We start from the raw sequence: 17,279 nt of genomic DNA, 5'->3' as shown, positions 1-17,279 counted from the left end.
GGACAGATCCACCTGCCAGAAGGTGTGCCGACCAGTTCTGATCGACGATCACAAATCCGATCAAGCGGGCCATTGGAGATCTTTGCCAACGCGCCATCGCCGCGCCGAGATCAACGATTCATTCCCGTTCGGAAACAACATCGAACAAGGCCTGGCGACATATCCCGGCACCGTCGGTGCACACCGACCAGGCGTGCGAAATACAACAAGATCCGAATTGGTCACCACTCAAATGGATCTCAATTGATCCACTGCGTGAATGGGATAAGCGGAATTCGAAAGGCAGCGTTACCGACCGCCGTGCCGACCGCCCGGCGGGGCGTCGACGACCTGTGCGAACGCGGATCCTGGCCAGATGCGCACCGGCGGTGTCTACTGACGGCAGACTCGCCGCGGAGTTCGGCATTGGAGGGCTTCATGACCAACAACTCAGGTGCGCAGGTGGCGGCCGAGCCATCGGCCAAGCGGGTGCGGACCTACCTCGGCGGGCGGTTGGTCGCCGACACCCGGCACCCGGTCCTGGTATGGGAACACCCGTACTACCCGACCTACTACATCCCGGCCGAGGACGTGCGGGCCGAGCTGCGGGCGACCGGCGAGACCCGGCTCACCGACGGCCTGGGCGACGGCGAGGTCTACGACGTGCTGGTCGACGGGACCACCGCCGAAGGCGCCGCCGTCCGGTTCACCGACTCCACCGCCCTGCGCGACCTGGTGCGGCTGAGCTGGAGCGCCATGGACCAGTGGTTCGAAGAGGACGAACCCGTCTACGTCCACCCGCGCGACCCGTACAAGCGGGTGGACATCCTGCCCAGCTCCAGGCACGTGGTGGTGCGCATCGGCGGCGTCGTGGTGGCCGATTCGCGGCACCCGCACATTCTGTTCGAAACCGGCCTGCCGCCGCGGTACTACCTGCCGCTGACCGATGTCCGGATGGATCTGCTGCGGCCGTCGGGTCGCCAAACCCAGTGCCCCTACAAGGGAACCGCGACGTACTGGCACGTGCTCGTCGACGGCACCGAGCACTCCGACATCGTGTGGACCTACCCGACACCGCTGCCGGAGAGCCAGAAGATCGCCGGTCTCGCCTGCTTCTACGACGAACACGTCGAAATCACCATCGACGGCCAACGCCAGCAGCCGCCGCAGACACCGTTCTCCTAACCCCGAAGCGGCGCCCGGTGCGGGGCCGTACCAGTGCCGTTACGTTGAAAAGCACCGTCCGCGTTCGGACCACGGGGGGGCTGTGGTGGATGGGTTGCCGATTGTGCTGGTGCACGGAATCCGGTTGTCCGGGGGGATGTGGTCCGAGGTGGTGGACCTGCTCTCCGGCAGTCATCGGGTGCTCGCCGCGGACCTGCCGGGACACGGTCGCCGCAGGGGTGAGCGCTTCACCGTCGACGGCGCGATCGCCACGATCGCGGACGCCGTGGACGAACTGGGCGGCTGGGCACTGGTGACGGGGATGTCGCTGGGCGGCTACGCCTCGATCGCCGCCGCCGCGCGTCATCCCGAGCGGGTGGCCGGGCTGGTCGCCGCTGGCTGCACCGTGCGGCCCGGTCTGCTGCTCGCCGCGTCGTTCCGGTTGGCGCACCGGGCGCTGTCCGTGCTGCCCGATGGTGGTGATGCGCTCAGCGGCCGAATGCTGCGTGCCGCGGTGCCGGGCCCCGTCGCGGAGCCGGTGCTGGCCGGGGGCTTCGCCACCGAGGTGATCCCGGACGTGCTGGCCGCGGCCGCCGACTTCGACCCGGTGGCCGAGCTGACCCGCTACCCGGGGCCGACCTGGCTGGTCAACGGTCGCCACGACCACTTCCGCGCGCAGGAAGCGCGGTTCTTCGCCGCGTGCCGGGACGGGCGGCTGACCATCGTCCCGGGCGCCGGTCACTACCTGCCGATGACGCACGCCGCCCAGTTCACCCGAGTGGTGCTGGACGCCGCCGCGCGCAGTGCCGAGGTGGCGACGCAGCGCACCTGAATCTTGTCCCCCACCGCCAACGAGTTCGAAGGCAGGTTCTGCGGCGGCTGGTGGCGGTCACGGGGCGATCAGCGGCGCGAAGGCGGCGTGCACGTCGGCGTCGGATGCCGCGACGTACTCCTCCGATGGCGGGCCGAGATCGACGTAGCCGTAGGTGGTGTACTCCAGGAACTCCGGGCAGCTCGCGCCGCCGATCTCGACCCTGGTGTCGACCACCAGCGCTCCGGTGCGCACCTCGTAGACGCGGACCGGAATCGCGATCTTGTGGAACGTCACGTCGTCATACCCGCCGATGGCGAAGGTCGATTCGTACGGGCAGGTTTCGACCGGCGCCCCGTACTCGGCCTCGCCCGCGCAGATCACCAGCACGGCATCGGCGGCGTCCTGGGCCCGCCAGTCGGCGGGGAGCCGACCCGCGTACTCGTCGTTGCCGAACACCAGTGCGCGGTCCGGTCCGGGCACGCCGACGGGCGCGGCGCCGCTGTAGGGCGCGGGGCCGGAGCAGTAGGCGGGTTGCACGTCGGTGGAGGAGGTTTGCAGCAGGCCTCGTACGTTCGCCAGTTCGATCGCCTGGGTGGCCTGCTTGACACCCTCCGCGGCCTTGGCGGCGAGTTCGTGGCCGGGGTACTGGTCGAGCAGTTGCTGGTACCGCGCCCGTGCCTGCTGCCAGTCGCTGCGCGCCATGAGGTCGTCGCCGCATCCGACGAGCGCCGCGGGCGCGATCCTGGGCACGACATCGACGGCGCGGTCCAGCACGTCGCCGCTGGCCGGTCGCTGGGCGAGCCAGTCGGAGATCGCCGCGGTGTCGCAGGAGTCCTCGACGGGCAGGCCGCCGACGAACCCGTGCAGGCCCACTTCGACCATCTTCTGGTGGCCGGGTAACTCCGCGAGGACCGCGGCCAGGCTGCTGAAGCCGGTCTTCAGGGCCTCGGTGTCGCCGCCGCGAGCGGTGCCGAACTCGGCCCTGGCCTGCGCCAGCAGTTCGCACGCCTGGACGGTGTCGTCGCCACGGGCGGCCAGTGGGGCGTCGGCCACGCGGTGGCCCACCCACCGCCCGTCCAGGGCGGCCAGCGCCTGCGCGCAGTCGCCGCTGCGGCGGGCTTCGGCGACGTCCCGTTCGATCCGCGCGGCGTCGAACCGCAGCAGGCCGATGGCCAGCACCACCACAACCGTGACCGCGAGGGCGACCAACCGCTGCTTTCCCGCCCCGACCTGGCGGGGGCCGTGCAGGCGCCCACCCGCCAGGTACCAGCCGTGCGCGATGAGGGCCGCCCACCACAGCAGCACGACGACCTCGAACCACACCGACCGCACGACCGCGGTGAGCAGCACCACCAGCACGATCGTGATCAACCCGCTGGCGATGGCCAGCCACCAGCGGCGCAGCATCAGGTATCCGAGGCTGAGCAGCGAGGCATTGGCGAGCGCAACGGCCAGCGGGTCGCGGGACTGGACCGCGGGCTCGGGCTGCGGCTCAGCCAGCGTCCATGGATCCATCGGGGGCCCTTCCTCGGGGGAACTGGTGGAAACCGGTTTCCCATTGTCGGGCAACGAAGCCGGGAGGGGTCCCGAAACGATCAATTCGCCCGGTCGGAAGTTCGCTGGCCGAGCCGCGGAACTACGCGGCGCGGAGCGCGTCGACCACGATGAATGCCGCGTTGTCCGGGGCACCTGCGTCGTGCACGAGTTCGGCGCAGCGGTCCACCGCCTCCCGCGGGGTGCTGGCGGTGTCGAGGACGTGGCGCAGCCGGTGTTCCGGGACCACCGCGTGCAGTCCGTCGGAGCACAGCAGGTACCGGTCTCCGGTGTGCGCTTCGCGCAGGTGGAGGTCCGGTTCTGCGGTGTGGTCGCGGTTGAGCGCCCGAACCAGCGTGGCCCGCTCGGGGTGTGCCGCGGCTTCCTCCGGCGCGAGTTTGCCCTCGTCGACCAGGGACTGGACGAAGGTGTGGTCGTGGGTGATCTGCGTCAGGTCGCCGCCCCGCAGCAGGTACGCCCGCGAGTCGCCGACGTGCGCGAGCGCGAACTGGCCGCCGGACCACAGCATCGCGGTCAACGTGGTACCGGTGTTCTCGCGCGACGGGTCGGATGCGGTGAAGTCGTGCACGGCGCGCTGCGCGACACCTGCCGCCGTACCAAGCACTTTCAGCAGGTTCCCGGCGGGCACCGCATCGTCGAGCGGGCCGAGTGCGTCGATCGCGGCGCCGCTCGCCGTGCTGCCCGTGCCCTGGGCGCCGAATCCGTCGGCGACCGCGAAGAGGTGCCTGCCCTCGAACGTCGCGTCCTGGTTGCTCTCCCGCACCAGTCCTCGGTCGTTGCGGGACGCGGAGCGGAGTTCCCATCGCGCGGCCACATCGGTCATGTCGGTGTCCTTTCTGGACAGCTGATCGATGAGGAAGTTGGCCAACTCCTTGCGGGCCGCGGTATCGGCCTCCACCTGGCGCCAGTACGAGGCGACCTCGGCGGCGGCGGCCAGCGGCGGGAGGTCGCAGACCACCCGGATCCGGGCCAACGGCATGCCTAGCCCGCGCAGCCACGCGACCAGTCGGGCCCGACCCAGCTGGGATCGGTCGTAGGAGCGGTAACCCGAACGCGGATCGACGGCAGCCGGGGGTAGCAGCCCGAGTTCGTCGTAGAGCCGCAAGGCCTTCGGCGTCAGACCCGATGCCTGTGCGAATTCACCGATGCTCAGGCTGGCCATGTCCCCCTCCTCACCCCGGACCCCTTGCCCGGTGCTTCGACACTGCACGTTGTCCCAGGGGGAAGGTCAAACCCGCGCGCCGCAGCGTCGTGCGTGGCCGAGATCGCGGGACCGGTCGTTGTTCACCAATCGATGTCGGGAATTTGGGGAAGCTCGGGAATCGGCGGCACCAGCGATCTCGGCGGTGGGCCGGGTTCTCCGGCGACGAGCCGCAGCACCGCGGTTCCGCTCGCGAAGTCCACCAGTTGCATCGCGAGCACACCGGTCTCCTGCTCCGGCAGTCCTTGCGCGCCGCCGCAGGAGGAGCCCCCGCCACCGCTGTAGAAGCTGAGGGTGCAGCCATCGGTGAGCTCTCCCGAGCTGCTGCCGCCTTCCTCCGAAGTCGTGGTGAAGCGGATTCCGGCGGCGCTGACCTCGACCACGGACAGCGTGGTGATCCCACCGCCCTGACCGGTCAGCCGGATGTCGGTGGGACCGGACAGCGCCACCTCGCAGTTCCCGTCGGAGCAGGCCTCGATGTTCGTGCCGTCGGCCGCGACCGGGGGGCCGGTCGTGCCCGCCGGGTCGCCGGTGCCGGGCCGGGTGTCCTCGGCGGCACCGCATCCAGTCGCGGTGAGAAGTGCACAGGCCGTGCCGAGCACGAGCCCGGTCGCTCGCCTCGGATGTCCTGCGGCCGTCGGGTTCCGCATGCTGCCACCACCTCTTCGTCGCCTGCCCCGAGATTAGGGGGTGGTGTTGGGACGGGTCCCCGGAATCGCGGTGTTCGTGCTGACCGCGCCGCAGCGGCGCCCGCACGTCGGCGATCGGGTCGGCCGAAGCGATCGAACAGAACACCGGTTCGTCGCGGGTTCAGGGCTTCGCGGCCTGGCGCCCGGGAAGAATCATGGTCGCCGGGGTTCGCGGTCAGCCTGCCGGTTCTATCCTGAACGCATCCCTGTCTCCCGTTGACCGCGTCTTCGTCGGTGATCTTCCGCGATGCGCCGCACGGGAATCCGTCGAACAGCGACTCGAAGGAGGAGTGATGCGTATCGTTCTGCGTGGCCTGGTGGGCCTCTCGCTGGTACTGCCGCTCCTGTTCGGAGTCTCCGCACCTGCCCTGGCGGGATCGCTGGCCGCTGTCCCTGCCGCGGCGGTGCAGCTCGGCCCGCAGCAAGGGGGCGATGGGCACAACCACTGGCACTGCCACGTCAACGGGGTTTGCCACAGCCACTACCACGTGCACGACGACGTGCACCAGCACTCCCACTAGCACCGCCCGGTTCGGTGAGCACGGTTCGGTGAAGCGCGCCTGAGACGCGAGACACTGCCGCTGCCTGTTGATCAGGCCGCAGCGGCGGGCTCCAGGCCGCGAGGGCTCGGCCCGCTGGGCGGCGATTTCGCGCGAAATCGCCTAGTCCTCCGGCGCACCCAGGTGCGGCGTTGCGCCGCGCTCCCGCGAGTCCATAGTGGACGGATTGGCGCTCTTGGATTGAGCGGCCCTCGGGAGGGCGGAACGGCTCGCTCCGACCGCGTTCGGCCCGGCGCGCGGCGACCACCGGCAGACGCCCGGCCCTCAGACCTCACGCGCGGTTGTTTGCGCAGGTGACAGCTCCGCCGAACCGACATCGCGGGACCGGTCCCAGGTGCGGTGTCATCAAATGCTCATGTCGGGATTGATCAGATGCGTCCGACGTCGGATCCGCACGGGAGGCTGCTGGCTGCGCTTCGGCGAGCAGGCACCCGGGACGCCACGTCGGTGCCGGTCGCATCGCTACCCATCGGAGGACTTCTGGCATGAGCGCCCTCGCAACCGAAGAACGCACCGGCGCGCCAGCGCTGGAACTGGTCACGCCCAGCCGGTTCGGCGGCGGGACCAACGCCCTGGTCGCCGCGGCGAAGTCCGAGGTGCTGGTGATGAGTTCGCACACCCCCGCGACCAAGAGCCCGATCGGCGCGGTTCGCCCGGTCGACCGCGACAACGTGCGGCGGGGCGTTCGCTACCGGGTGATCGTGTCCGACTCCGCCCGCACCGCTCCTGGCCTGGCCGTTCGGCTCGCCGAACTGGCGCTCGCCGGGGCCGCCACCCGAACGGTCCCGGTGGTTCCGGTGGACGCGCTGGTGATCGATCGCGCCATGGTGGTGCTGCCGACCGGCAGCGGGGCCACCGCGCTGCGGCTGCCCAGCGTGATCACCACGACGGTCGAGCTGTTCGAGCGGGTGTGGTGCACGGCGGCGCCGCTGACCGCGTCGGACCAAGCGGACATCGCCCCGCTGCACGCGCGGGAGAAGGCACTGCTGGCGCTGCTGGCCGCGGGCTGCACCGACGCCGCAGCAGCAGGTCGGTTGAAGATCTCGGTGCGCACGGTGCGTCGGGTGGTCGCCGACGTGATGGACCGGTTGGGGGCGCGCAGCCGGTTCCAAGCCGGTGTCAAGGCCGCGGAACGCGGCTGGCTGGTGGACGCGGGTGCTCCGCGGCGAATCGAGCGGGCGGGCTGACGACCACCCAGGGACCGCCTGTCGGTCACCGGCGCGACACCACAGTCCTAACTGGACGAAAAGGCCGCGAATCGCCGAAACCGGACCGGGAATCGCGCTGCCGTCCGGTCGGGAGTGGCGCAGCGCCCCCTCGCCGAGCAGCGGGTGGGCCGCGCACGCAGACCTGCACTGGAGTGCGTGGACAACCGGCTCGGTGCGCTCTCGCGGGCTTGCCGCGAGCAACCACCACCCGGCGCGGTCGGAGTCCTCGACAACGGCACTCGCCGAATACCCGGTCCGCGACGCCGCGAGGCGTTCAGCCGCGGTACTCGCTGCGGACCCGCGATCCCGAGGCCGAGATCCTGCCGCTGGTGCGCGAGCTCGGCATCGGTTTCGTGCCGTATTCGCCGCTCGGCCGGGGTTTCCTCACCGGGCAGATCCGCTCCAAGGACCAACTCGACGAAGGTGACTCGCGGCGCGCAACCCCCGGTTCGCCGACGGCAACTTCGAGCAGAACTTCCGCATCGTCGAGGAAGTGCGGGCGATCGCGGCCGAAGTCGACGCGACGTCCGCGCAGGTCGCGCTGGCCTGGCTGCTCGCCAAGGGCGACGACATCCCCCCATCCCCGGCACCAAGCGGGTCGCCCGCCTGGAGGAGAACGCCGGAGCCGACCAGGTCGCGCTGACCGCGGCCCAGCTCGCGCGGCTCGACGCGATCGCGCCGCCGGTCGGCGACCGCTACCCCGACATGAGCTCGATCGATCGCTGACCACGCCACCTTTCGCCGGTTTTGCGGGCAACCGCGCGTCGATATCGGGAAGCTCGTGAGTGATCAACCGGCTTGATCGCTCACGAGCCAACGTGGACGCCGGGTTCGGGTCACCACCGGCCCCGCCAGCGAACCCACGAGTGAAGTTGGCCACCGCAACGAGATCAAAGTCGACGTTCGCGGGTGGTCGGGGCGCACCCTGGATGCAGCACACCCTGTCTGCCGAACAACCCTGTCTGCCGAACACCCTGTCTGCCGACCGGGGCCCCCGGCACGCTGGCGATGCGGCCAGCCACCAACACCCAGCTCGTCCGAGGATCACACATGTCCGCAACACCGGCTTCCGCCGCCGAACGGCATCCCATGACCCGCACGCTGATGATCCTGTTCGCGATCGCCAGCGGCGCCGCCGTCGGCAGCCTGTACTACGCGCAGCCGCTGCTGGACATCATCGCCCGGGATCTGCACGTCGGTGAGGGAACGGCCGGGCTGCTGGTGACGGCGACCCAGCTGGGGTACGCGGTCGGAATCCTGTTCATCGTGCCGCTCGGCGACCGGCACAACCGGCGCAACCTCGTGCCGCTGATGATGGTCCTCTCCGCCGTCGCACTGGTCGGGTGCGCGGTGGCACCGAACATCGTCCTGCTCACCGTCGCACTGGTCGCCGTCGGTCTGACGACGGTCTCCGGGCAGATCCTGGTGCCGTTCGCGGGGGATCTCTCCGACGACGCCACGCGGGGCCGCGTCGTCGGCATGGTGGTGAGCGGACTGCTCACCGGCATCCTCGCCGCGCGCATCGTCAGCGGTCTCGTCGCGGGAATCACCGGCTGGCGGATCGTGTTCGTCGCCGCCGCCGTGCTCCTGGTGGTGCTGGCCGTGCTGCTGTACCGCCAGACACCGGTCGTTGCGGCCAAGACCTCGGTCCCGTACCGGGCACTGCTGCGCTCGATCGCGACGATCATCCGCGGCGAACCGCTGCTGCGGGTCGTGATGGTCTTCGGGGCCATCGGTTTCGCCACCTTCACGATGTTCTGGACCGCGTTGACCTTCCTGCTCAGCGGTCCGCCCTACCACTACTCCGCTGCCGTGATCGGCCTGTTCGGGGTGGCCGGTCTGGTCGGCACGCTGGCCGCGCAGACCGCCGGGCGCCTGCACGACCGAGGTCGTTCGGTCAGCGCCACCGGCGTGAGCTGGCTGCTGGCCGTCGCGGCGTGGGCGGCGGCCGAGCTCGGCGCCCATTCCCTGGTGTGGCTGCTGATCGCGATCCTCGCCCTGGACGTGGCCACGCAGGCGCGCAACATCATGAACCAGGCCCAGATCTTCGCCATCTCGGCGGCGAGCCGCAGCCGCATCAACACCGCATACGTGGCGGGCAACTTCATCGGCGGCGCGGTCGGATCCATCGCGGCGACGCTGCTTTGGGCGGCGGGCGGTTGGAGCGCGGTGGTGATCGCCGGGATCGCGCTGTCCCTGGGCGGTTTCGTGCTGTGGCTGGCGACCCGCAACGGTGTCCTGAGCCCGCCCCTCAGGAGCCCGCGAACCTGGACATCGCCCCGTCCAGGTGCCCGCGAAGCAGCGACGGAGCACGAACACCGGTGACGGTGCGGCGGCGCCAGTGCTAGTCGGCCGCTTTGGGGAGCGCGAGGAATCGGCGCATCAGCCCGGTGACGACGCGGTTGTTGGAGAACCGGAGCAGCTGGCCACGCGCGTACAGCGAGGCGCGGTTGGAGGCGACGAACAACCGCTTGAGCCGCCGCCCCTGCCGACGGCGGCGCTCGGCGACGGGTCGCAGCAGCTGTTCCCACCGCTGGAGCGCACGCGGCACATCCGCCGGATTGGCGTCCAGGACGTTGCCGAGCAGTTCCGCGCCACCGAGTGCGAGGGACGCGCCGTACCCGGCGAAAAGGCTCACGCACCACGCCGAATCGCCGAGCAGGACCACGCGTCCGGCGCTCCACCGGTCGAGCTGGATCTGGCTTATCTGGTCGAAGAAAACCGATTCCGAATCGTCCACTGTGTCCAGGAGTTCGGGGACGACCCAGGCGAGATCGCCGTACCGGCGGCGCAGCGTCGCCGCCGCCCCCGCCGCCAACTCCGCCTCGACCTGATCGCTGCGGAACCCGAAGAACGCGGCGGGCCGGGAACCGCGCGGGTTGATGACGCTCACCCCTCGGCCCACCAGGCTCATGCTGACCCCGGTGCCGGGCGGGACCACCGCGGGCGCCTCGTCGAGCAGGCTGATCGCGACGATGTCGCCGAAGTCGTACCGGAACGCCTCTTCGGGACCGAACAGCAGCGAACGCACCTCGGAATGCACACCGTCGGCGCCCACCACGAGGTCGGCCCGCACCGCGGTGCCATCGCTCAACCGCACCGACACCTCGCCGCCGCGCTCCTCGATCTCCTCGACGGTGGTGCCGAACCGGAAGTCCACCAGGTCGTCCAGCGCGTCGCGGAGCACGCGCTCGATGTCGCCGCGGAACAGGTTGAGCGTCCGAGACCCCAGGAGCGCGTGCTGCATCCGCGGGTCCACCGCGCCGAGCCGCCGTTCGCGCCCATCGATGTAGACGAGCTCGAAGGGTTCCGGTTGGGCGGCCCGCAACTCCGCGACCAGGCCCATGCGCTCGGCGGCGTCGTAGCCCAGACCGCCGAGGTTGAGCAGGTACCCGCCACCCCGCAGGCGCGGCGCGCGCTCCACCACCACGACATCCCAACCGTTGCGCCGCAACCGAAGCGCCGTGGCCAGACCGGCGATCCCCGCACCCACGACCAGCACGCGCCTACCGAACGGCATGACAGACCCCTTTCGCCGCAGGTTCTTCCGCCACGCCGACCCGACTTCCCGGCACACCATCGACAACCCGACACCCCCAAACTATCCCAATCCACCCCACCAATAACCGAATTAGGACGAGGTGAGGGGCACCCGTGACCAAGTAACCGGGTCACGGGTGCCCCTCACTCGTCATCCGAAGAGCTGTAGAAGTGGTGTGGCTCCAGCCGCTGCAGTCGGCTGGAGCCACACAGCGCCCACGACCGGGCGCTCCTCGTGGTGGTCTGCTGCTACTGCTCGGTCAGTCGGGCGCTGAGCTTCCACAGGCGTTCGATCGAGCGTGAATCCTGGACTGCCGGGGCGGGTTCGGCCGGCAACCGTCCCTCGTAGTAGGCGCCGTTTCGGACCGCGACATCCGGCGAGCACAGGTGCACGACGGGTTCGGCACCCTCGCTCGCCGGACGGCCCCGGTGTGCGTAGCTCGACAGCAACTTGGTGTTGACGATGCCCGGGTGCACGCTCACCGCGGTTCGGTTGCTCGGGCCGCGTTCCGCGAGGGCCTTGGTGAACATGGTCAGCGCGAGCTTGGACTGCGCATACGCCACGGCCGGGGTGTACCGGCGGCTGCGGTTGAGGTCGGTCCAATTGACGCTGCCGCCGTTGTGCAGCGATGAGGAGACGTTGACCACGCGGCTGGCCGACACCCGGCTCATGGGTTCGGTCAGCAGGGTGGTCAGCAGGTATGCGGCGAGGTAGTTGACCTGCAACGTCGCCTCGTGGCCGTCTTCGGTGAGCGCCCGGCGCTGCGAACCGACGATGGCGGCGTTGTTGACCAGGACATCCAGCCGGGGGAACTCGGCCGCGATCTCATCGGCCATGACGGCGACCTCGCGCAGGGAGGTGAAGTCGGCAACGGCCAACCGCAGCCGCAGCGGCTCGCTACCGGACTTCACCAGCCGCTCCACCGCATCCTCACCCTCCTCGCGGGTGCGGGCGTGCAGGATCGTCGTCGCGCCGTCGGCGCCCAACTGCCGCACGACTTCGAAACCGATTCCTTCGGAAGCGCCGGTGACCAGAACGACAGATGACATGAACTTCGTCCATCCACAAAGGACAAGCTGGCGCACGGGCGCGCAGCGAGGCAGAAACCACACCTGGTGGTACGGAACAACGCGGTCAACCGCGTGGAGAGAGCTGGCTGGTCAGCGAATCGCGCACAGCACGGGATCGCGAGCCAGCACGGGATTGGGCGGCTGATCACCGCAGCGCACGCACGACGCGCGACGCCCACCAACGCCAATACCCATGCCAGTCATGCAACCCGTGCGGGGCGCGCGGCGCAAGGCCCGCACGGCCACGCTTACGCGTTCCTATCAACACCGCGCCACGGCGTTAAGAACACCGGTCGTGGGCGCGAAACGCGCCAGGTGAGCGGCACTTTCGCCCGGAACCGGACGAGAGTGCCGCTCACCTGGGTCAACCTGCGCATCCGGACCGGCGGCTCAGCGCTCGCTGTCCAGCTGGGCCAGCTGCGCGGCCGCGTAGCGGGCTCCGGCGGCGGCATCCGCCGGAACGGCGTCCTCGATGGCCGCGAGATCGGCCTCGCCGAGCGGCACGTCCAACGCCCCGAGCGCCTCGCCGAGGCGGTCCCGGCGGCGCGCGCCGACCAGCGGGACGATGTCGGCGCCCTGGTTGGCCACCCACGCGATGGCGATCTGCGCGGGCGTGGCGCCCTTCGCTTCGGCGATCTCGCGCAGCACGTCGACCAGCGCGAGGTTGTGCCGCAGGTTGTCGCCCTGGAAGCGCGGGCTGAAGCCGCGGAAGTCGTGCCCGGTCAGCTCGCGCTGCGCCGACCAGTGCCCGGACAGCAGGCCGCGCGAGAGCACGCCGTAGGCGGTGACGCCGATGCCCAGCTCGCGGCAGGTGGGCAGGATGTCGTCCTCGATCCCGCGGGACAGCAGCGAGTACTCGATCTGCAGGTCGCTGATCGGGTGGACCTGGTTGGCCCGCCGGATCGTCTCCGCGCCGACCTCGGACAGCCCGATGTGCCGCACGTAGCCCGCCTGCACCAGCTCGGCGATGGCACCGACGGTGTCCTCGATCGGAACCGCCGGGTCCAACCGGGCGGGCCGGTAGATGTCCACGTGGTCGGTGCCCAGCCGCCGCAGGGTGTAGGCGAGGAAGTTCCGCACCGCCGCGGGCCGCCCGTCGTTACCGGACCAGCCGCCAGCCGGGTCGCGCAGCGCGCCGAACTTCACGCTGATCGACGGCCGGTCCGACGCGCGCAGGGCGTCGCGGATCAGCAGTTCGTTGTGCCCCATGCCGTAGAAGTCGCCGGTGTCGAGCAGCGTCACACCGGCATCCAGCGCGGCGTGGATGGTGGCGATGCTCTCGTCCCGGTCGGCTGGCCCGTACAGGTCGGACATCCCCATGCAGCCGAGGCCGATCGCGGATACCTCGACGCCTTCAACGCCCAGTACGCGGTGTTCCATCATGCTCCCCTTCGCTAAATATCGCTACAGATAACTCTAGATCATTGATACAGGGACAGCAACCGCGCTACACAGATCCAGTTAGCGGCGATTCAAGCGCCGTGCCCGTTGGCTACGGCTGCGCGGGCCTCACCCGCCACGGGTGGGGCGGCGATTTCGCGCGAAATCGCCGCCCGCGTCGCAGCGGAACGTTCTACGCGTCGGCGGTTCCTTCAAGAACTCCGCAGGACGCGCTACCGAGATTGGTGGTGTTGCCGGATGAAGGAGGACGCCGTGCCCGACCACCGAACATCTCCCGTCGGCCTCGCCGACCAGGTGCGAACCCAGGGACCCGAACCCGTCCGGGTCCAGCTCTCCATCAACCAGGAGACGCACATCCTCGACATCGAACCGCGGGTCAGCCTGCTGGACGCGCTGCGCGAACACCTCGACCTCACCGGCGCCAAGAAGGGCTGCGACCAGGGCACCTGCGGCGCCTGCACGGTGTTGGTGGACGGCCGCCGGGTGCTGGCCTGCCTGACGTTGGCGATCAGCTGCGTCGGCCACCAGGTCACCACCATCGAGGGCCTGTCCGACGGCGGGCGGTTGCACCCGATGCAACAGGCTTTCCTCAAGCACGACGCGCTCCAGTGCGGGTACTGCACACCGGGGCAGATCTTGTCCGCCGTGGCGCTGATCGCGGAGGGCCACGCCACCGACGACGCCGAGATCAGGGAGTGGATGAGCGGCAACATCTGCCGCTGCGCCGCCTACCCCAACATCCGCGAGGCCATCCGCGAGGCGCGCGGGACCTCCGAGGAGGGCGGCCATGCGACCCGTTAGCTACGCGCGCGTGCCGGACGCCGACACCGCGATCAGGACCATCCGCAACCACCCCAGCGCCGCGTTCCTCGCCGGTGGCACCACCGAGGTCGACCTGCTCCGGCAGAACGTCGTCCACCCCGATCTGCTGATCGACATCAACGACCTGCCCTTGAAGCTCATCGAAGAACTCCCGGACGGTGGCATCCACATCGGTGCGCTCGCCCGGATCAGCGATGTGGCCGAGGCGCCCGCGGTCGTGGCGCGCTTCCCGGTGATCTCGCAGTCGCTCGTGCTCGGTGCGTCGCCGCAGCTGCGCAACATGGCCTCGATCGGCGGCAACCTGCTGCAGCGCGTGCGGTGCAGCTACTTCCGCGACCCCGGCTCGGCGTGCAACAAGCGGCGGCCCGGCAGCGGATGCGCCGCGCTGGACGGGTTCAACCGGGGGCACGCGATCCTCGGCACCAGTGCGCACTGCATCGCCACGCATCCATCCGACCTCGCCGTCGCGCTCGTCGCGCTGGACGCCGTCGTGCACGTCGAGGGGGCCAGGGGTGCCCGGACGATCCCGATCGACGACTTCTTCCTGCTGCCCGGCGACACCCCGGAGCGCGAGCACCCGCTCGAACACGGCGAGCTGATCACCGGCATCGAGGTGCCGCCGTTGCCGATGGCCCGCCGGTCGCTGTACCTGAAGGTCCGGGACCGCGAGTCCTACGAGTTCGCCCTGACCTCGGTCGCGGTGGCGCTGCACGTGGACGACAACGGGGTCATCGGCGGGGTGCGGCTGGCGCTGGGCGGCGTGGCCACCAAGCCCTGGCGCGCCCGCCGCGCCGAGGAACTGCTGCTCGGGCAACCGGCCCAGACCGACAGCTTCGCCCGCGCCGCGGCCGCCGAACTGGCGCAGGCCACACCCCGGACGCACAACGCGTTCAAGATCGAACTCGCGCAGCGGGCGATGATCCGCGCGCTGGAATCCGCCGCACGGATGGGAGGGGCAGCATGACCACCGCCATCGGTCAGCCCGTCGACCGGGTCGACGGCACCGCCAAGGTCACCGGCAGCGGCCGCTACTCCGCCGAGATCCGGCTGACCGGCACGACCTACGCGGTCATCGTGGGTGCTCGGGTGGCCAGCGCGACCATCGACTCGATCGACACCTCGCACGCCGAGCGGGCCGAGGGCGTGCTCGCCGTGCTGACGCACCACAACCTGCCTCAGGTCGCCGCCGTGCCGCCGCTGCTGCCCTCGCTGGCCGGGCACGCCGCGCCGGGGGAGACGTTCTTCCCGATGCAGGACAACGTCGTGCACTACGCGGGTCAACCGATCGCGCTCGTCATCGCCGACACCCACGAACGAGCCGAGCACGCCGCGAGCCTGGTGCACGTCCGCTACCACCGCACCGCGTCGATCACGACCCTCGAAGAGGGCCGGGAGCACGCTTACGAACCGGACGCGATCTTCGCGGGCTTCATCCCGGCGCGCACCCAGCGCGGCGATGTCGAAGCCGGTCTGGCCGAAGCGTCGGTGCGCCTGAACCGCACGTTCCGGTACGCGGCCAACCACCACAACCCGATCGAGCCGTCCGCGACGACGGCCGTCTGGGACGGCGATCGCCTCACGCTCTACGACGCCACGCAGGGCGTCGCGGCATCCCAGCTGACCGTGGCGGCGCTGCTCGGGATCCCGGCGGCGAACGTCCGCGTGATCTCGCACTACATCGGTGGCGGGTTCGGCTGCAAGGCGATGGTCTGGCCGCACGTCGCGCTGTCCGCGATGGCCGCCCGGCACATCGGCCGCCCGGTCAAGCTGGTGCTCACCCGAGAACAGATGTTCTCCTCGTGCGGCCACCGGGAGGAGCAGGAGCAGCACATCGAGGTGGGCGCCAGAACCGATGGCCGCCTCACCGCGCTGCGGCACCACAAGCTCTCGTTGACCTCGCCGTTCGACGACTGGGCGGAGCCGTCGATGGGGGTGGCCGCGATGGCCTACGCCTGCCCGAACTACGAGAGCGTCTACCGGCTGATCAAGTCCAACACGATGACGCCCACGTTCACCCGAGGGCCGGGCGAGACGTCGGGCATGTTCGCCCTGGAGACGACGCTGGACGAACTCGCCTACGTGCTCGGCATCGACCCCCTCGAACTGCGGATGCGCAACCGCACCGACGTGGACCCGACCAGCGGCAAACCGTGGTCGAGCAACGGTTTGCTGGAGTGCTACCAGCGCGCCGCGCAGCGCTTCGGCTGGCACGATCGCGATCCGGCGCCGCGCTCGCGCCGGGACGGGAACTGGCTGATCGGCAGCGGGATGGCCACCTCCGGCTACCCGGTGTACTTCCCGCCGCAGCCGCAGCGGGCCCGCGCCCGCATCTACGCCGACGGCAACGTCATCGTGCAGACCGGAACCCAGGACTTCGGCACCGGATCCGCCACCGCGATGACCCAGGTCGCCGCCGATGCCATCGGCGTCGCGCTGCGTTGCGTGCGGTTCGAGTACGGCGACACGGATCTGCCCAGCACCGCGGCATCGGTCGGTTCGGCCGGATCGGGCATGGTCAGCGCGGCCGTGCACAACGCCGCGGCGGCACTGCGCGATCAACTCATCGGTCAGGCCATCGCCGACGAGAACTCACCGCTGCACGGCGCGGATCCGAGCGCGGTGGCCGTCACCGACGGCCGGATGGCGCTGCGCGAGCGGACCGACATCGGCGAAACCTACGCGGCGGTGCTGCAACGCCACTTCATGACCGACGCCGAGGCATCCGGCAGCTGGACGCCGCCCGGCCAGGACGTGCCCTGCGGTCTGGCCACCTTCGGCGCCCAGTTCGCCGAGGTCGCCGTGGACCCCGACCTGGGGATCATCAGGGTCCGGCGCATGGTCGGCGCCTTCGCACCGGGCCGCGTGCTGAATGCGAAGACCGCCCGCAGCCAGCTGGTGGGCGGCATGATCTGGGGCATCGGCCAGGCGCTGCTGGAGGGCACCGTCATGGACAGCCGCGACGGCCGGTGGGCGAACGCGAGCCTGGGCGAATACCTCGTCCCGGTCAACGCCGACGCCCCCGACATCGAGGTCGAGTTGGTCGAGGTGGAGGACAAGTTCGTCAACCCGCTCGGAGTCAAGGGCGTCGGCGAGATCGGCATGGTCGGCACAGCGCCCGCGATCGCCAACGCGATCTTCCACGCCACCGGCCGCCGGATCCACGAACTACCGATCAGACTCGAACACCTGCTGTAACCAACAGGTGAGGGGCACCCGTGCCCGACTAACTGGGTCACAGGTGCCCCTCACCCGCACCCGAAATCCACGATCGTTTGA

15 protein-coding genes and 1 pseudogene are annotated in these 17,279 nt (G+C 70.2%); 10 read left to right on the top strand and 6 right to left on the bottom strand.

Going from position 1 to position 17,279, the window contains the following annotated elements:
* Positions 1-417: 417 nt before the first annotated feature.
* Together ACTWQN_RS07880 and ACTWQN_RS07875 are read left to right on the top strand one after the other, a co-directional pair.
* Positions 418-1,164 (top strand): DUF427 domain-containing protein, encoded by a 747-nt coding sequence (locus ACTWQN_RS07880; RefSeq protein WP_443202669.1) that lies wholly within the window; start codon positions 418-420, stop codon positions 1,162-1,164.
* Positions 1,165-1,267: 103 nt separating this feature from the next.
* Positions 1,268-1,975, top strand: a complete 708-nt coding sequence (locus ACTWQN_RS07875; RefSeq protein WP_443202861.1) for an alpha/beta fold hydrolase — start codon at positions 1,268-1,270, stop codon at positions 1,973-1,975.
* A 57-nt stretch (positions 1,976-2,032) separates the two neighbouring features.
* Here ACTWQN_RS07875 and ACTWQN_RS07870 read toward each other — a convergent pair whose 3' ends face one another.
* The 3 genes from ACTWQN_RS07870 to ACTWQN_RS07860 form a co-directional block, all read right to left on the bottom strand.
* Positions 2,033-3,472 (bottom strand): tetratricopeptide repeat protein, encoded by a 1,440-nt coding sequence (locus ACTWQN_RS07870; RefSeq protein WP_443202668.1) that lies wholly within the window; start codon positions 3,470-3,472, stop codon positions 2,033-2,035.
* 121 nt (positions 3,473-3,593) lie between these two features.
* Entirely contained in the window at positions 3,594-4,673 is a 1,080-nt protein-coding gene (locus ACTWQN_RS07865) for a MerR family transcriptional regulator (RefSeq protein ID WP_443202667.1), read from the bottom strand.
* Positions 4,674-4,795: 122 nt separating this feature from the next.
* Complete coding sequence (locus ACTWQN_RS07860) at positions 4,796-5,362, bottom strand: hypothetical protein (RefSeq protein ID WP_443202666.1); 567 nt, start codon at positions 5,360-5,362, stop codon at positions 4,796-4,798.
* A 332-nt stretch (positions 5,363-5,694) separates the two neighbouring features.
* Between ACTWQN_RS07860 and ACTWQN_RS07855 the strand changes: the two genes are divergently transcribed.
* The 5 genes and pseudogenes from ACTWQN_RS07855 to ACTWQN_RS07835 all read left to right on the top strand — a co-directional run bounded on the left by ACTWQN_RS07855 (position 5,695) and on the right by ACTWQN_RS07835 (position 9,494).
* Entirely contained in the window at positions 5,695-5,922 is a 228-nt protein-coding gene (locus ACTWQN_RS07855) for a hypothetical protein (protein WP_443202665.1), read from the top strand.
* A 524-nt stretch (positions 5,923-6,446) separates the two neighbouring features.
* Positions 6,447-7,148, top strand: a complete 702-nt coding sequence (locus tag ACTWQN_RS07850; protein ID WP_443202664.1) for a LuxR C-terminal-related transcriptional regulator — start codon at positions 6,447-6,449, stop codon at positions 7,146-7,148.
* A gap of 173 nt (positions 7,149-7,321) precedes the next feature.
* Positions 7,322-7,552: pseudogene (locus tag ACTWQN_RS07845) on the top strand (aldo/keto reductase); the annotation flags it as partial.
* A 110-nt stretch (positions 7,553-7,662) separates the two neighbouring features.
* On the top strand, positions 7,663-7,812 hold the full coding sequence (locus tag ACTWQN_RS07840; protein WP_443202869.1) for a hypothetical protein: 150 nt from the start codon (positions 7,663-7,665) through the stop codon (positions 7,810-7,812).
* 407 nt (positions 7,813-8,219) lie between these two features.
* Complete coding sequence (locus tag ACTWQN_RS07835; protein WP_443202663.1) at positions 8,220-9,494, top strand: MFS transporter; 1,275 nt, start codon at positions 8,220-8,222, stop codon at positions 9,492-9,494.
* Between the two features lie 19 nt (positions 9,495-9,513).
* Here ACTWQN_RS07835 and ACTWQN_RS07830 read toward each other — a convergent pair whose 3' ends face one another.
* The 3 genes from ACTWQN_RS07830 to ACTWQN_RS07820 all read right to left on the bottom strand — a co-directional run bounded on the left by ACTWQN_RS07830 (position 9,514) and on the right by ACTWQN_RS07820 (position 13,160).
* Entirely contained in the window at positions 9,514-10,689 is a 1,176-nt protein-coding gene (locus ACTWQN_RS07830) for an FAD-dependent oxidoreductase (protein WP_443202662.1), read from the bottom strand.
* Between the two features lie 269 nt (positions 10,690-10,958).
* Entirely contained in the window at positions 10,959-11,759 is an 801-nt protein-coding gene (locus ACTWQN_RS07825; RefSeq protein WP_443202661.1) for an SDR family NAD(P)-dependent oxidoreductase, read from the bottom strand.
* Between the two features lie 411 nt (positions 11,760-12,170).
* The gene (locus tag ACTWQN_RS07820; protein WP_443202860.1) at positions 12,171-13,160 is read right to left on the bottom strand and encodes an aldo/keto reductase; all 990 of its coding nucleotides are present in this window, start codon (positions 13,158-13,160) and stop codon (positions 12,171-12,173) included.
* Positions 13,161-13,418: 258 nt separating this feature from the next.
* On the opposite strand from ACTWQN_RS07820, the gene ACTWQN_RS07815 reads away from it, so the two are divergent.
* The 3 genes from ACTWQN_RS07815 to ACTWQN_RS07805 are packed head-to-tail and all read left to right on the top strand — an operon-like array spanning position 13,419 to position 17,198.
* Positions 13,419-13,982, top strand: a complete 564-nt coding sequence (locus tag ACTWQN_RS07815; RefSeq protein ID WP_443202660.1) for a (2Fe-2S)-binding protein — start codon at positions 13,419-13,421, stop codon at positions 13,980-13,982.
* Positions 13,969-14,967 (top strand): FAD binding domain-containing protein, encoded by a 999-nt coding sequence (locus tag ACTWQN_RS07810; protein WP_443202659.1) that lies wholly within the window; start codon positions 13,969-13,971, stop codon positions 14,965-14,967. Before ACTWQN_RS07815 ends, ACTWQN_RS07810 begins: the two co-directional genes overlap by 14 nt.
* Positions 14,964-17,198, top strand: coding sequence for a xanthine dehydrogenase family protein molybdopterin-binding subunit (locus ACTWQN_RS07805; RefSeq protein WP_443202658.1), 2,235 nt, complete (start codon positions 14,964-14,966; stop codon positions 17,196-17,198). The genes ACTWQN_RS07810 and ACTWQN_RS07805 overlap by 4 nt, the downstream gene beginning before the upstream one ends.
* The last annotated feature ends 81 nt before the right edge of the window (positions 17,199-17,279 follow it).

The organism is Saccharopolyspora antiqui, from assembly GCF_052246905.1.
In the GTDB taxonomy this organism is placed as follows: domain Bacteria; phylum Actinomycetota; class Actinomycetes; order Mycobacteriales; family Pseudonocardiaceae; genus Saccharopolyspora.
This window is presented reverse-complemented; position numbering and strand designations above follow the sequence as displayed.

What these genes read in the sequence shown, in the direction of transcription:
- ACTWQN_RS07850 (WP_443202664.1), top strand. Translation starts at nt 6,447, where the DNA reads ATGAGCGCCCTCGCAACCGAAGAACGCACCGGCGCGCCAGCGCTGGAA.
- ACTWQN_RS07825 (WP_443202661.1), bottom strand. Translation starts at nt 11,759, where the DNA reads ATGTCATCTGTCGTTCTGGTCACCGGCGCTTCCGAAGGAATCGGTTTC.
- ACTWQN_RS07805 (WP_443202658.1), top strand. Translation starts at nt 14,964, where the DNA reads ATGACCACCGCCATCGGTCAGCCCGTCGACCGGGTCGACGGCACCGCC.
- ACTWQN_RS07860 (WP_443202666.1), bottom strand. Translation starts at nt 5,362, where the DNA reads ATGCGGAACCCGACGGCCGCAGGACATCCGAGGCGAGCGACCGGGCTC.
- ACTWQN_RS07865 (WP_443202667.1), bottom strand. Translation starts at nt 4,673, where the DNA reads ATGGCCAGCCTGAGCATCGGTGAATTCGCACAGGCATCGGGTCTGACG.
- ACTWQN_RS07880 (WP_443202669.1), top strand. Translation starts at nt 418, where the DNA reads ATGACCAACAACTCAGGTGCGCAGGTGGCGGCCGAGCCATCGGCCAAG.
- ACTWQN_RS07855 (WP_443202665.1), top strand. Translation starts at nt 5,695, where the DNA reads ATGCGTATCGTTCTGCGTGGCCTGGTGGGCCTCTCGCTGGTACTGCCG.
- ACTWQN_RS07830 (WP_443202662.1), bottom strand. Translation starts at nt 10,689, where the DNA reads ATGCCGTTCGGTAGGCGCGTGCTGGTCGTGGGTGCGGGGATCGCCGGT.
- ACTWQN_RS07815 (WP_443202660.1), top strand. Translation starts at nt 13,419, where the DNA reads ATGAAGGAGGACGCCGTGCCCGACCACCGAACATCTCCCGTCGGCCTC.
- ACTWQN_RS07870 (WP_443202668.1), bottom strand. Translation starts at nt 3,472, where the DNA reads ATGGATCCATGGACGCTGGCTGAGCCGCAGCCCGAGCCCGCGGTCCAG.
- ACTWQN_RS07810 (WP_443202659.1), top strand. Translation starts at nt 13,969, where the DNA reads ATGCGACCCGTTAGCTACGCGCGCGTGCCGGACGCCGACACCGCGATC.
- ACTWQN_RS07835 (WP_443202663.1), top strand. Translation starts at nt 8,220, where the DNA reads ATGTCCGCAACACCGGCTTCCGCCGCCGAACGGCATCCCATGACCCGC.
- ACTWQN_RS07820 (WP_443202860.1), bottom strand. Translation starts at nt 13,160, where the DNA reads ATGGAACACCGCGTACTGGGCGTTGAAGGCGTCGAGGTATCCGCGATC.